Origin of the sequence: Amycolatopsis orientalis, assembly GCF_000943515.2 — a bacterium.
Classification (GTDB): domain Bacteria; phylum Actinomycetota; class Actinomycetes; order Mycobacteriales; family Pseudonocardiaceae; genus Amycolatopsis; species Amycolatopsis orientalis.
The window spans coordinates 2,318,596-2,333,372 of record NZ_CP016174.1 but is presented as its reverse complement, the minus strand read 5'-3'; the positions used below and the strand labels follow the sequence as shown (position 1 = coordinate 2,333,372).

The 14,777-nt window shown below is 65.9% G+C and carries 10 protein-coding genes; 1 reads left to right on the top strand and 9 read right to left on the bottom strand.

The genetic code is table 11. The annotated features are described in order from the left end of the window. Positions 1-56: 56 nt before the first annotated feature. From SD37_RS10475 to SD37_RS42545, 4 genes are all read right to left on the bottom strand, one after another. Positions 57-1,178 (bottom strand): acyl-CoA dehydrogenase family protein, encoded by a 1,122-nt coding sequence (locus SD37_RS10475; protein WP_044851031.1) that lies wholly within the window; start codon positions 1,176-1,178, stop codon positions 57-59. Beyond that, entirely contained in the window at positions 1,175-2,974 is a 1,800-nt protein-coding gene (locus SD37_RS10470) for a non-ribosomal peptide synthetase (RefSeq protein ID WP_044851030.1), read from the bottom strand. The genes SD37_RS10475 and SD37_RS10470 overlap by 4 nt, the downstream gene beginning before the upstream one ends. A 7-nt stretch (positions 2,975-2,981) precedes the next feature. Beyond that, a complete protein-coding gene (locus SD37_RS10465; protein ID WP_052674883.1) occupies positions 2,982-6,815 on the bottom strand; it encodes a beta-ketoacyl synthase N-terminal-like domain-containing protein in 3,834 nt (1,277 codons plus the stop codon). A gap of 639 nt (positions 6,816-7,454) precedes the next feature. Further along, complete coding sequence (locus tag SD37_RS42545; RefSeq protein ID WP_145926581.1) at positions 7,455-7,643, bottom strand: hypothetical protein; 189 nt, start codon at positions 7,641-7,643, stop codon at positions 7,455-7,457. A gap of 403 nt (positions 7,644-8,046) precedes the next feature. Here SD37_RS42545 and SD37_RS10460 point away from each other — a divergent pair, with 403 nt between their 5' ends. Then, on the top strand, positions 8,047-8,244 hold the full coding sequence (locus SD37_RS10460) for a hypothetical protein (protein ID WP_145926580.1): 198 nt from the start codon (positions 8,047-8,049) through the stop codon (positions 8,242-8,244). A 95-nt stretch (positions 8,245-8,339) separates the two neighbouring features. Here the strand turns inward: SD37_RS10460 and SD37_RS10455 are convergent, their stop codons facing one another. From SD37_RS10455 to SD37_RS10435, 5 genes are read right to left on the bottom strand one after another with little or no spacing between them, the layout of a single operon-like run. Further along, on the bottom strand, positions 8,340-9,590 hold the full coding sequence (locus SD37_RS10455) for a cytochrome P450 family protein (protein WP_145926578.1): 1,251 nt from the start codon (positions 9,588-9,590) through the stop codon (positions 8,340-8,342). Next, the gene (locus SD37_RS10450; protein ID WP_044851027.1) at positions 9,587-9,877 is read right to left on the bottom strand and encodes an acyl carrier protein; all 291 of its coding nucleotides are present in this window, start codon (positions 9,875-9,877) and stop codon (positions 9,587-9,589) included. The genes SD37_RS10455 and SD37_RS10450 overlap by 4 nt, the downstream gene beginning before the upstream one ends. A 22-nt stretch (positions 9,878-9,899) precedes the next feature. Continuing rightward, positions 9,900-11,621 (bottom strand): fatty acyl-AMP ligase, encoded by a 1,722-nt coding sequence (locus tag SD37_RS10445; RefSeq protein ID WP_052674879.1) that lies wholly within the window; start codon positions 11,619-11,621, stop codon positions 9,900-9,902. Then, positions 11,618-12,892, bottom strand: a complete 1,275-nt coding sequence (locus SD37_RS10440; RefSeq protein WP_044851026.1) for a cytochrome P450 — start codon at positions 12,890-12,892, stop codon at positions 11,618-11,620. Before SD37_RS10440 ends, SD37_RS10445 begins: the two co-directional genes overlap by 4 nt. Continuing rightward, positions 12,889-14,577: a carbamoyltransferase N-terminal domain-containing protein gene (locus SD37_RS10435; RefSeq protein ID WP_044851025.1), complete on the bottom strand. Its 1,689-nt coding sequence runs from the start codon at positions 14,575-14,577 to the stop codon at positions 12,889-12,891. Before SD37_RS10435 ends, SD37_RS10440 begins: the two co-directional genes overlap by 4 nt. Positions 14,578-14,777: the final 200 nt, after the last annotated feature.

Below are 14,777 nucleotides of genomic sequence, written 5' to 3'. Positions count from 1 at the left end.
AGCGGACCTGCCAGGCCCGCCCTCTCCGAATCACGAAGACGGAGGCCGGACTCGGATCACAGTAAACGCGAGATCATCTCTTTCATGATCTCGTTGGTACCGCCGAAGATCCGCTGGGCACGGACGTCCGCCCAGGCCCTGGCGATCGGATACTCGGTCATGTAGCCGTACCCGCCGTGGAGTTGCACGCACTCGTCCACCACCCGATACGCACGGTCACTGCACCACCACTTCGCGATCGCCGCGGTGGCCATGTCCAACTCGTCCGCCAGATACGACCGGATGCAGTGATCGACGAAAACCCGGCACACGGCCGCCTCCGACGCACACTCGGCCAGGCTGAACCTGGTGTTCTGGAAATCGAACAAAGTGCCGCCGAACGCGGTGCGCTCCTTGGTATAGGCCACCGTCTCGGCCACCGCGGTCTCCATTGTCGCCACTGAGGTCACCGCGATGATCAGACGTTCCCGAACCAGCTGCTCCATCAACTGGAGTGAGCCAAGCCCCTCCGCGCCGCCGAGCAAGTGCTCCACCGGAACCCGGACGTCGTCAAAGAACAGTTCCGTGGTGTCCTGTCCCGTCATGCCGGTCTTGTCCAGGGGCCGGCCACGTCGAAAACCTTGCCGGTCTGCCTCCACCACCAGCAGCGAGATGTCATAACCGCCAGGCCCGCCCTCCGTCTTGGCGGCCACGATGACCAGATCGGCCTGGCCACCGTTCGTGATGAACGTCTTCGACCCGTTCAGTACGTATTCGGCGCCCTCCCGGACCGCTTTGGTCTTGATGCCCTGCAGGTCCGAACCGGTGCCGGGTTCGGTGATGGCGATCGCGCCGACCAGTTCACCGCTGGCGAGTTTGGGCAGCCAATGGTGCTTTTGCCGGGTCGTGCAGTAGTCCAGCAAGTAGTGCGCCACCATCGCGCTGTGCACGCTGCCGCCCCAACTCGAATCCCCGGCACGGGTCTGTTCCTCCAGCAAGACCGCCTCGTGCGCGAACGTTCCCCCTCCTCCGCCGAATTCCTCCGGGATGGACAGGCAGAGCAAACCGGCCTTCCCTGCCTTGATCCACAACTCCCTGTCGACCTGCTTCTGCGCCGCCCAGCGCTTCTGATGCGGCACCAGTTCCTTCGCGCAGAACGTGCGAGCGAGCTCGCGCAACGAGCTCAGTTCGTCGGTCATAGCCCGACGACGGTGGGATGCGCCGCAGGACGGGGAGTTTCGGTGCCGTCCAGTGCCTGTGCCAGCGTGGCGATCGTGGGGTGGGTGAACAAGTGGGCGATCGTGATGTCGGGGAACTCTCGCCGAAGGTCGGCGAAGACCTGAAGGGCCTTCAAAGAGTCACCTCCCGCTTCCAGAAATCGCTCGTCCAGGCCGATTTCCGCGCGGCCGAGCACGGCGCACCAGACCTTGGCCACCGCGAGCTGAACGCTGGTCCGAACAACCTCCGCACCCGGTGAGGCGACCTGGGCGATCATGGCGTGCAGAGCGGTCAGATCGGCCTTTCCAGTGGGTCCAAGCGGAATGAACGGCACCGTGTGGAGATGACTCGGGACGAGCGCGGACGGCAGGACGGCGCGGAGCCGAACGGTGAGGTCCTCAGGTCGTACCGCGGGCTCCGTGACCACGTACGCCACGAGGTGTGGCGGGGCATCCGGGGTCACCGATTGCGGGACCACCAGAGCCTGGACGACTTCCGGCTGTCCGAGGAGAGCGGCTTCCACCTCCCCCGGTTCGACGCGATGTCCGCGGATCTTGAGTTGCCGATCCGCACGGTTGAGGAACTCGTAATCACCATCGGCATTGCGGATGACGATGTCGTCCGTGCGGTACAGACGTTCCCCGGTGGCGGCTACGATGAATTTCCCGCTGGTCGCGTCGGGATCGTTGTAGTAACCCCTGGCCAGGCATTGCCCGCCCAAATGCAGTACGCCGCTGACGCCGTCGGGGACTTCCGCGCCGTTCTCGTCGAGCACGCAGGCGGTGACCCCTTCCAGAGGTCGCCCGATCGGGATACGGGGACGCTGGACGTCCCGTTCACGAACTCTGTGCTGCATGACTTCGATCGTCGCCTCCGACGGCCCATATGAGTTGAATGTGGGCAAATCGGGTCGTGCCCGCAGGATCGCTCGCGCGAGCCTAGGCGGGAAGGACTCGCCGGCGACGATCACCATCTGGCTGGGCAGAAATCGCTCGAGTCGTTCTCCCCGGCTCAGCGCCTCGAGCAGGGTGGGCGTGTACACCAGGGCATCGACCGGATGACTCGCGAGTTCGGCCGCGAACGCGACAGGGTCCAACAGGGTACGCGGAGAATACACATCCAGACGCCCGCCGGTGAACAACGCGCCGAATACACAATCGAGGCCGAAATCCGCGGTGAACGCCGCGGTGAGGCCGAAACTGCCGGGCTCGATCTCGCCTCTGAACCGCCGGATCGCGGAATGGTGGTTGAGCACCGCCCGATGCTCGACTGCCACGGCTTTCGGCGATCCGGTCGATCCCGAGGTGAACACGAGGTAGGCCAGATCCTCCGGAGAGACATCGGGCTCCACTTCATACGGCATCAGCGGTATGCCGTCGTCGACGGCGAGGCTCGGAAGTGAACCATCCGGTATGCGCCGCTGATGCGACGAGTCGGCGAGGAGGGCACTGGGCCGCACGGTCTCAAGCATGGCCATGAGGCGCCGGTCGGGGTCGGACGGGTCAAGATGGACATAGGCGGCGCCGACCGCCCAGACCGCGAGCATCGACACGACAGGGCGATCCGACCGGTCGTGCAAGGTCGCCACGATGTCGCCTCGGCCGATGCCCTTTTCCCGCAGCCAAGTCGCTATGCCTCCGGCACGTTGGGCGACTTCCGTGTAAGTCGTCGCGGTCGCCCCGCACCGGATCGCTGTACGGCCACCGTCAACCGCGGCCACCTGGTGGAAGATCGCCGACGGCGACAGGATTTCTCGAACTGGGGTCACGACGCGCATGGGCTTCCTAACGGTGTCGAGGGGAAAGGTGCACACCGGCGCCTTGGGAATCACGTGTTACCTGATCGGAATCCGCACGCGGGGCGATGAGCGCCCTCTCGGCGATACCCGAATTGACAAGATCGCTCACCGCGATGCCATGCCCCAGCAGGGCCACTCTCCGCAACAGGGCGCTGTAGTTCTTCAGCCAAACCTGAACGGTCTCACGGGTAAAAGATTCCTCGGCGAAGTGCAGGTTCAAGCGAATCTCCTGACTGTGCACCAGGACTGTCAAGTTCAGTGGCGACGAGGACGAAACTGGCGTGAGTTCGAGTAGTTCGACACCTGGCCCGTCGTCTCCCAAACGGCTCGTCGGCCCGACGGGGGTACCGGAGAACGTGAACGTCGTACTGGCCAGTGGCGCTGTGCCACGTTTGGCGATCCTGCCGATCCGATCGGCGGGCAGGTGCTGGTGCGAAAAAGTCAACAGGGTCATTTCCCTGACAACGGCGAGTAAATCGCTGAACGATTCGTCCGGGCGGACCCCGGCTCGCAAGACGAGCGTGTTCGCGAAATTGCCTACCAGTGGTTCGTCCTCCGGTGCTCGGCCTGCTGCCATCACGGCCACGGTGACCTCGGGTTCTTTTACGATGTCCCAAAGGAGCGCCACCCATGCCGCCAACATCACCATGTGCAGTGTGCTGCGCTCCCGACGCGCGAATTCACGGAGCGAGTCGGCCGTACCGGCGGGGATGGTCAGCTGTGGGTCCGTGGTCCTCGATGCGGCCAAAGACAGGCCGCCCTCGTGTGACGTGTCCGCCGGTAGCGGTGTGTATCGCGAGCCGGCCAGATAACCGGTCCAGAACGCCGTGAGACTTTCGGCGTCGTCCGACAACAGTCGACGTTGGGCGTGGACATAGTCGAAGTACTGGCGCTGTGGGGCGGGGGTCGCGGCAGGTCCCTCGATGAGTTCCTCGAATACCTTGTGCCATCCCCATTCATCCACGAAAAGCTGATGGAAGACGACCAGCAGAACCTGCCGGGTGCGATCGGGGAAACGGACATCGATCAGCTGATACCTGACCGGCGGGTCGTCATAGGGAGAGACGGGCACGGCCGCCATACGGTTGACCTGCTCGAGCAGCTCCCTGCGCCTGTCCAGTTCTGTTTCGCCGGAGATCACCAGTTCCGCCGCTTCCAGCCCGGCCTTCGCCGTCTCGGCCGGGGCGATGACCTGCCGAGGCTCGTCCGGAGTGTCCCGCAAGCTCGCCCGGAGCATGGAATGCTTGCGCACCAGAGAGGTCAACAGATCGGCGAGTACGTCTGGGTCGGCGTCGCCGTCGAGCAGCAGTGCGGCGGGCCGGTTGCAGGCCCCGGGCTCTTGAGCGTTTCCCATCGCCGCCAGGACCGCCAATTGCTGTTCGGACAACGGGCCTTCACCGGCCGACCGCGTATCGGTTTTCGTGGGTGAGAATTCGGGTGCCGCCGCAGCCACCGCGTTGGCGAACGCTTGTAGATCCGGCAGCTCGAAAAGGTCGAGGACGTCGAGGTCGACATCGAACCGCTCGTTGATCAGCGCGATCAGCTGGGTACCGTTCAACGAGTTGCCGCCGATGCCGAGGAATTCGTCGGTCAAGGCGAGACCGGGCTCGCCGAGGACGTCGCGGGCCATCTCCAGCACGATGTCGTCGATGGATCCGAGCAGCGGCCGTGGTGCCTCGGGTTCGGCAGTCTCCTTCCGCGGATGCGCGATCGGCGGCCAGCAGTGCTCTTCGGAGAGCGGAGCGACCGGCAGCTCGATCCGTCGTCGCGGACGGCCGAGCACGGCCTGCCAATCCAAGGCCCGTCCCTGCAGGTGGAGCCGGCACAGCGCCTCGGCGAAGGGGACGGCGGCGGGCAGCAGAGCGGAGAGCGCGGTACCCGGCGTCAGGTCGACGACCGTGCAATCGCCGGGCAACACCGAACTCAAGGCGGCCGCGTCCGGCGGCTCGACGAACTCGCCGGGTTCGGCGACGGCATCGAGAGCCGCGCCCACGCTCTCGCCGTGCGACGCTCGTGCCGCACGGCCTCCCAGTCCATGCGTGAGGAGCAGCGCGGGCTCGATCCCCGAGTCGGCGAGTACCGCCAGGGAACCGAGCATGCTCAGCAGGGCACGCTGCGTCGGCGACCAACGTCCCTCCGGCAGCTGTTCGGCCGCCTCCGCCAAGACCCGTGCGAAGCCACGGTACGAAGCGGCCAGCTGCCTCAACCGGGCAAGAGGCACGTCCTTGAGATCGCCGAGGGCCACGACGACCGGCGTCGTGGCCTGTGTCGGGTGCGTCACTGGTTCTGCCGTGCTCAGCCTGCCGGCGAGATCGTCGGTGTTCCGCACGACCCAGCCGAGCCGGTAGGGGAAGTGCTCACGACCTGCGGCCAAGACCTCGGCCGCGGCCGCCAGATCGAACCCGGCCGCGTCGCGTGCCACCAGATCTCGAAGACGTTCCACCTGCCTGGCCAGCCCGGTCGTGTCCCGCGCGGACAACAGCACCGTGCACTCGGCGGCCTCTTCATGGGCCGGCCGCGCCGTCACAGGCCCCTCTTCGAACACCATGTGCGCGTTCGTCCCGCTCAGGCCGAAGCTGCTGATAGCGGCGAACCGGCTGTGCTCGCCTGCCGGCCATGCCACTACCCGATCGGCGATACGCAGCGGAACCCCGTCGAGCGCGAGCAGCGGGTTGGGCTGCCGGAATCCAGCGGTCGGAAAGATCTCTCCGCCGCGAAACTGCGCGAGGATGCGCATCAATCCGGCGAACGCCGCCATCCCGCCGAGGTGTCCGAAATTCGCCTTCACCGAGGAGAGCCAGGGAACCGACGAGGGTTCATGCGAGGTCGACAGGGCGCCGGCCAGCCCTTGGACCTCGAGCGGATCACCGATTTTCGTCCCGGTGCCATGCGCCTCGATGTAACCGATCGATGCCGCGCTCACCCCGGCTTCCCGCCATGCCGCGGAGATCACCTCGGTCTGGGCACTGGGGCTGGGCGCCGTCAGCCCGGTGGTTCGTGAGGCGTCTTGGTTGGTCGCGCTGCCCCGGATCACCGCGCGCACACAGTCGCCGTCCCGAAGCGCGTCGGCGAGGCGTTTGACCAGGACAAAGCCGCCGCCTTCGCCAGTGGCGAAGCCATCGGCTTCCGCATCGAACGGCCTGCACCGGCCAACGGGGGAAAGCAGGCCGAGCCCGTCGACGTCGGTGCTGCGCTGCGCCGAGTCACCCAAGGCGAGCTCGTATCCGCCGACGAGGGCCGCGTCACATTCACCACGAGCGAGTTTCCACCGGGCCTCGTGCAGTGCGACCAAGAACGACGAACAGGCGGTGTCGATGACCTCGGCCGTCCCTCTGAGATCCAGATGAAAGGCGATCCTGCCCGCGAGGTAGGCGTGCAGGCTGCCGGTCTCGGCGAGGGCCGTTCGCTGATCGCTCTGGGACAGCAGGTCGAAAAGACTCGCCCGCGGCCCTCCATAATCGGCGGACAGCACAGCGACGTTGGCGCCCGCCAATTCCACGGGCGCGTACCCGGCGTCGCCGATCGCCCGCACGGCAAGCTGGAGCATCCGCCTCTGCCGTGGGTCGATCAGCTCGGCCTCGGCCCGGGACAGGCCGAAGTATCGGTAATCGAACCCGGTGATGTCATCGATCCAGCCCGCGCCGCGCTCACCCGTGGAACGCGCGACACCGGTGCTGTCGGCACGCGCGTCCGGTATCTGACGCATCACGTCGCGTCCTGCACGGAGCAGTTCTGTCAGACTCTCCCAGTCATCGCAGCCTGGGAACTCGAAGGCCACTCCGACGAGGGCGACCGCCTCGGGCTCTGCCGTATCGACCATCAATTCTCCACCACTTAATCAGCGAAAGGATGACCAGGGCGATATCCTGCAAAATCCGGATGCCGGCCGGAAACGTGACGGAACGGAAAGGACACTCATTTCGGCGACCTTATCGGCTTCGTGTCCACGACCTGGACATGGCACGATCTCACCAGTGCAGTCTTGCCTCTCCAGTCTCGGCCTACGAAAGCAGGAATTGCCTTACCCGACAGTAGTTTCAGGTCAATTCCGGGTCAACGCTAGGCATCGTGATCTGGTGGGTCAAGCGATGTTTTCATCCCATGGAACAGCACCTTCGACAGCTTAAGCCAGAACAACGCCGAGGCCGCTGGCCACTCAATCGGGGACGCTGTCAGGACGCTATCTTCAACGTCTCCTGCGCCCGGTGGTGGCGGGTGGCGGCGCCAGTCGGCGGAGGACAGGAGCAGGGAAATCGGAGTGGGTGCACGGGTGGCAAGTGTTGAGCTCGGCCTGAACCAGCGGGCCACGGCGGTGATCGAGCGGCTGGCGTGGTGGATGGCCGGCCAGGAGAAGGCTGTCCGCGACGTGCACTGCTGGCCCCTGGTGCGGGACGTGGACGAGAGCGCGCCGCGGCTGGATGTGCCGGCGAGCGTGCCCGGAGCGATGGCAGCAAGCCATCTACAACAGCATCATGGCGTTGGCGGTCAACCGCATCTGGTCGACGACCAGGCGCACAGTGTTCCCGATCCACCCTCTCCTGGTCGACGAACTGGAGGACAGCACGTCCGGCGAGCTTCCGGGACCGATCTTCGACCGTTTGCCCCGCCCGAACCCGCTGGTGCTCTTTCCTCGACCTCTGTCCGTCACCACCGGACGGACACCGCGGCGAGCTTCTCGGGTTCTACGTCTACGAACGCCGCGCAGAGGCAGAAGGCCAATTCTGCTCGACCGACGATCCCGCGCACGACGCCTTGGGGATCATGGCCGCTACCAGTTTGGTGGATGAATACGGCAACGAAAAGGACATGGACCTTACTCGCTTGACCGTGCCCATCGGGCGCGAGCAATTCACGATCGAGGACGCTACCGAGAACACGCTCAAGGCCTTCGGCGCTGAACCGGGCATGGTGCTGACGTCCGGAGCGATGCAGGACTGGGTCAGCACGCTGACGCGCGCCCGGTCAGGAACTTCGCGGCCTACCTGCAAGCAGACATCAACGAACCCAAGATCTCCGCGACACAACTCGCCACCCGAGAGAGCGAGAGCGTGGTGAACAACCCACGACTGCGCAGCCTGCGCGAACGTCCCGTTCCCACCGACATCTACGCAACCGGCGTCGCCTTGCACCTCGCCCACATCAGGATCAGCCAAACAGCACCGTACCCACGGCTGCACTTCCTCGAGGCCACCGACAAAGCCGAGCTGATCTGCGTCGGCTACCTCGGGCCCCATCTGCTCACCCGGTAACGGTCGCCTTCGAATCGCCTGTAGCGGACGTTCAGTGATTCGATCGCGTTCGTGGAGCAGATCATGTGCCGGATTTCAATTCCTTCGAAGGCTCGTCACACCTGACGCAGGCGCACCGGAAGGCTTTGCACACCGTACATCTGCAGCCCCGGATGATACGGCAGTTCGCTCTCCGGGACGGCCAGGCTGAGTTCCGGCAGCAGTGGCAGCAGTTCCCGTACCGCCACTTCCGCCTCCAGCTGCGCCAGCTGCGCGCCGATGCAGAAGTGGATGCCGAGGCCGAAGCCGAGGTGACCGGTGGTGTCCCTGGCCGGAAGGAACTCGTCCGCCCGCTCGAACTTCTCCGGATCACGGTTGGCCGAGAGCAACGAGACCAGAACCGCGTCGCCACGCCGAATCACCACGTCATCCATCTCGATGTCCTCGGCGGCGAAGCGGACGAGCGAAGTGAGCGCCGGGCTGTCGAATCGGATGATCTCCCTGATGGTGGCGGGGATCAGCGATGGATCGTCCCTCAGTTCACGGACCAGTCCGGGCCTGTGCAGCAGGCTGAAGAGGACGTTGCCGATCAGCCGGACGGCAGGCTCGTGTCCGGTGAGCAGCAGCGACGACGCCATCGAGATCAGTTCATGGCCGTCGAGTTTGTCGTCTCCGGTGTCCTTGATCAGCGCGCTCAGGAGATCGTCCTGCGGATCGTCGCGCTTGCGGGCGATGAGCCTGGCGAAATACTTGGTGATCGAGATGAACAGGTCGTTGTCCGCCTGCCCGGGGACCGTGACGGTGAAGAACGTGTCCGCCCACCCCTGGAAGGTGTCCCGGTCGGCGGCCGGGACACCCAGCAGATCGCAGATCGTGGCGGTGGTCAGCCCGCCGGCGAACTCGGTGACCAGATCGAAGGTCTCGTGCCGCACCATGTTCTCGCGCAGTTCCCGGGCGGCCTTCTCGATACCAGGCCGCATCGCATCGACACGACGTTTCGTGAACGGACGGGCCACGAGCTTGCGCAGCCGAGTGTGGTTCGGCGGGTCGTTACTCGCCAGATCCTTCGACCAGAGCTGGGACGTCTCCATGCCGGGTTGCCATCCCGCGGGCAGGCCGACGGCGGTCGGGTCCTTCACCAACCGGGGGTCGGTGAGCGCGGCGGCTCCTTCCGCGTGCCGGGTGATCAGCCAGATGGGGGCCGAACCGGGTGGTTCGCACCGGTGCACCGGCCCGGTCTCCCGTAGTTCGCCGAGCAGGTCGAACGGATTCGCCGCGAAGTCCGTCGTCCTGAGTTTGCCATGCAGGGAGGTGTCGACAGGGCACCGTCGCTCTTGGACGGTGTGGGTGGTCGAAGGGTCACTCACCGAAGCCACTCCCCTGATTCCCCTTGGGGCGTCGAGAGAAGCATCTCGACCACGAGGTTCACGGTCGGGTACTTCCACAGGGTGTCGACACCCAGCGTGATCCCGAACTCGTCCTCGATGTCGACGGCGAGAGCGACCGCGCTCACCGAATCCAAGCCGTACTGGGACAACGGCGTGTCGGCGTCGATCTCGGCGTTGTCCAGTTTCCCGTACTCGGCGGCCCGGGAGACCAGCCACGCACGCAGCTTTTCTTCGTCGATCTGTCGCAGATCGTTCTGTTCGATCATTTCCTGTCTCCTGCACTCGAGTTCAGCGGGTGTGTTGGTAGATCGGGCGCAACGAGCCGGCGAGATAGCGTTCACGCATTTCCCCGCGTTTCACCTTCCCGCTGGTGGTCCGCTGCACTCCGCCCGGGTGGAGGAACGACACGGCGGCGACCTGGGCACCGAACTCGCGGGCCACCAGGTGCACGACCTTTCGCGCCAGTTCCGCCAGATCTTCGGCCGCTGTTTCGCGCACTTCGTGTGTGATGACGACCCTGTCCGGTTCGTCCTCGGGTCCTGGAAGGCGGAAGGCCGCGGTGATCCCCGGCAGTTCCGGGAATTCCGCGTGCAAGGCGGACTCGATGTCCTGCGGGTAGATTTTCAGCCCCCGCACGACGATGACCTCCTTGATCCGCCCGGTGACATACAGCTCCCCGTCGTGACGGAACCCGAGATCACCGGTCCGGAGATACGGTCCGTCGCCCTGAGCGGTCGTCGCGTGGAACAACTGCCTGGTCTGTTCGTCCTTGTGCCAATACCCCTTGGCGACACTGCGCCCGCGCAGCCAGATCTCACCGACCTGATCCTCTTCGAGGGGCTCGAGCGTGTCCGGATCGACGAGTTCCAGATCGATTTCGTGCGGAAAACCGCAACTGACGATCTGCTTGCCGGTTTCGGCCGGGCCGGCGACCTCGAAGGCCCCACCGTCGAGCGCGTTCCGGTCCGCGTCGAGGACCCGCAGGGCGGACGACCGGCGGCTCGCCACGATCAGCGTGGCCTCCGCCAGGCCGTACGCCGGGCACATGTCAGCACTGAACCCCGCGGCGGAGAACTTGTCCGTGAAGCCTCGCATGGTGGACAGGTTGAGCCAATCGGCACCGTTCGTCGCCATTTTCCAGGTCGACAGGTCGAGCCGGGCGACCTCCTCGTCGGAGATCCGGTCGACGCAGAGGCCGAAGGCGAAGTCCGGTGCCGCCGAAACCGTGGCACGGTACCTGTCGATGGTGCGTAGCCAGGAATAGGGGCGCCGGACGAAGGTAGCGGGATCGAGCAGATACGTGGTGCCACCGAACAACAGCGGGCTCAGCAGCTGTCCGATCAGCCCCATGTCGTGGTAAAGCGGGAGCCAGCAGACCAGGCGGATCTCTTCGGGCGGCAGATCCGTGATCTCGAACAGGATCCGGGAGTTGGTCAGAATATTGTCGTGGGTCAGCACGACTCCCTTGGCGTCCCCCGTGGACCCGGAGGTGTATTGCAGGAACGCGACGGTGTCGGGTCCACCCTCCACCGAGGAGAAGTCCGCCGCCGGAACGGGTCCCAGAGCGTCGGTGAACACGGGAACCAGATCGTCGAGCTCCTCTGAGGACAACCAGTCCTGTAGGACGTCGCTGTCGCCGGAGTGGGCCAGGACCACCGAGACATCGGCGTCCCTCGCGATGGCCGTCAAGCGCCGTTTCTGTTGTTTGGAGCGTACGGGCAGCGGCGCCGGAACGGCGATCAGTCCACTGTAGAGACAGCCGAAGAACGCCGCGGCGAAATGTGGTCCGGACGGATACGTCAGCAGGACGCGGTCTCCCGGCCGGGCCAGCCGTCCGAGGCGGGCCGCGACGGCGCTCGCCTCGTCGTGCAGCCGCCGGTAACTCCAGGACACGGTGGCGTCCGGGTCGTCCGGGTCACGGACGAAGGCCACGGCCTCCCGCTCACCATGCTCCCGGACCCGCTCCTGGAAGATCCGCGCCACACCTGGAGCGGTGGTCACGTCGGTCACGGCCGACTCCCTTCCCGGCCGGCTCCGTGGCCGGCCGTAACCCTGGACGGCACCGGTGCCGCCGCACGCATACCGTCGAACGCGACTTCGAGGACTTCCGGCCCGCGCAGACTCGGGGTCGCCTTGTAGACAAGCCGATCCGCCAGCAGCTTCGGCTCGATCACCCGACCTGCGAACGCCGCGAAGGCGGCGGCTCCTTCGGCACGCGCGAGCCCGCCGCCGAGGCAGAAATGCGGGCCCGACGCGAAAGCCAGATGCCGCACGGGTTCTGTCCTGCCGGGGTCGAATTCGTCCGGCCTGGTGAAGACCGCGGGATCGCGATTGGCCGCACCCAACAGGAGGACCAGGAGGTCACCGGCCGCGATCCGCAGTCCACCGACGGTCAGGTCGGAGACGGCGACCCTCGTGGTGATCTGCGCGGGCGAGTCGTACCGCAGCACCTCGTCCACCACCGCGGGCGCCAGTTCCGGGTCCTCGGCGAGACGCCGCAACTGGTCCGGATGTTCCAGCAACGCCCGGACGCCGTTGCCGACGAGGTCGACGGTCGTCTCGTAACCGGCATTGACCAGCAGCACGCAGATGCCGAGGACTTCGCTTTCACTCAGCCGGTTTTCCTCGTCTCCGGCGTACAGCAGGGTGTCGAGTACAGGCCCACGCGGCGCCGAACGTGGTTCCGCGAGCAGCTTCTTGAAGTAGACGAGCAGACGCCCGCCCGCCCGCGCCGCGTTCTCGGTCGCCTCTTGGTCCACCGAACCCATCGGAAGCGGGTACAGCCCACGGGAAAGTGTCTTGGACCAGCCACCGACCAGCTCGTGATCCTCGGCGGGAATGCCTAGCTGGGCGCAGACCGTCGACAACGCCAGCGGCGAGGCGAAGTCCCTGATGACGTCGAAGGGGCCGTCGGCGGGCACCGCATTGAGGAGGTCGTGCACCGTCGCACTGATCCGCGGTACCGCCGGCACGAGGGCCCGCCCGGTGAACGCCTTGGACACCAGGCTGCGGAGACGGGTGTGGTCCGGCGGATCGAGGTCGACGAGCTTCCGGCTCGCCGGACGGATGTCCTGTCGGAAGATCCGCGCGCGACTCCGGTCGCTGCTGATCCGCGGATCACGCAGGATCGCCGAGCAGTGCTCGTGTTTCGCCACCACGACGACCCCGTCCGAAGCCGGATAAGGCGAGGAATCCCGGAGATCGGCGAGTAGCGGGTAGGGCCGCCTCTCGCGCAGGATCTCCGGTAATCGGGCGAAGACCTCTGCGAGGTCGGTGGTCACAGTCCGGCCCCGGAACGAAAGAGCGTGCCCTCCGACCAGATGAAGCGGACCTTTCCCCAGCGGGCGGCGGAAGCGACGTCCGGGAAGAACCCGGATCCGTTGAAGTTCGCACTGGTGTTGCACAACACCGGCACCCCGGTCCGGCGCCGGTAGGCGGTCAGCAGCTCGTGCGCCACCGGGTTCTCCGCGCCGACGGTCTGCAGCCTCGCGCTGCCGTCTACATGCACCACGGCCGGGACCCGCTCGCGCCATTCCGGGCGGACCTGATGCTCGAACAACATGTACGGGTCACGGGTTCCCGGCGAGAACACGTCGGGAGCCGCGTCTTCCAGGCAGATCGGTGCGACCGGGCGATAGGACGCGCGTTGTTTGAGCTCGTTCAGCCTGTCCAGCATCCCGGCGTCGGTCGCCGGAGCGATGATGCTCCGGTGCCCGAGCGCGCGAGGACCGATTTCGGCACGGCCGGTCAGCACGATCACCGGTTCGCCTTCGACGGCGAGCAGTTCGGCCAGTTCGTCGAGCAAGCACGGCGCCGACGTCCAGCCCGCCGGGACTTCGGTATCGGGGACGACCTCCGGGCCCGCGAAGGCCGACCAGTGCAGCGCGCTGTTGCCGGTGCGGTCGATCATCTCCGCGCAGGCCGCGCCGATGGCCGAACCCGCGTCGTTGGGAAACGGCGGCACCCAGACCTCGGAGAACAGGCCGGAGTCCCGGACCCGGGCGTTCCACTTGATGTTCAGTGCGCATCCCCCGGACAGCGCCAGCGGCGTGCCGCGGAACTCTTCGTGCTCGGTGACGAACCGGCGAAGCGCCTCGACCAGGAGTCCGCCGAGGTATTCCTGCATCGACGCCATCAGCGTGGCATCGGAAAGCTTCTTCGGCGCCAGGTCGCGCAGGACGGAGCGGCTCCACAGGTACATGGGCACGACGTCAGTGGGCTGGTGCTTCTCCGAAGCGGCGGCCATGGCGGCCAAGGCGTCGTCGTCCGGGCTCCCCAACGCCGCGTAAGCCATCGCTTTACCGGACACCGGCAGGATCACCGTCTCCAGCTTCCGGACGTCGGTGTCGAGGGCGCCGTCCCCGGTGCGGAAGGGTTCGAGGTGGGTGGCGAAGATGGGGTACAGACCGCCCAAGACGTCCGACAGCCAGCGCAGCGGCCGCAAGGAGCGGCGGACCGGGTCGTAGTGATACAGGCAGGGCGCCATGCCGCCGTCCCACACCACGATGAGCGCGGAGTCACCCCGCAGGGCGAACGGGCTGCTGCAGTAACCCGCCAGCGCGTGGTCGGTCGCATGGCTGAAACTGCGGAACTTCACCGGGCCGTCACCGAACAATCCGGCCGTTTCGAACGGACGGCTGAGCGGGTCGACATCGGTGCCGGGCCGGTCTCGATAAGGGGCCACTGGCACTGGACGCCGTGCGCCGGCGTCGTCGATCACGTGGACCAGGTGGGTGTCCGCTCCCCCGGTCTTTCCCCAGCCGTCGACCGCGATCGACGTCAGGTCCTCCGGCCGCAGCCCCTGTCCGTTGAGGACACTGAGGAGGTCGCTCCACGTGTTCAACGCCGAGTACCGGGCCCGGTTCTCCAGCTTCTCGGCCTCGATCGAGAACAGCAGTCGATCGTCTTCGATAGCGGCCAAGGAGCCGTCGTGGGTGAGCTTCAATCCACAGAAGATCTCGCGCATGGCAGTTCCCCTCAACCGCAAGCCGATTTCCCGAATAATGGGATCATCTGAACGATGGAATCTTGGTCCCATCCTGTGCGGGAAACCGAAAATGTCCAACACTCTGGCGCAGGCTTGCATTCCGGTATAAAACAGTTGCCCCTTCGGGCACTTGACAGGCTCGACCGATCGATCACGTGTATTTCGTCGTGTACTCCACG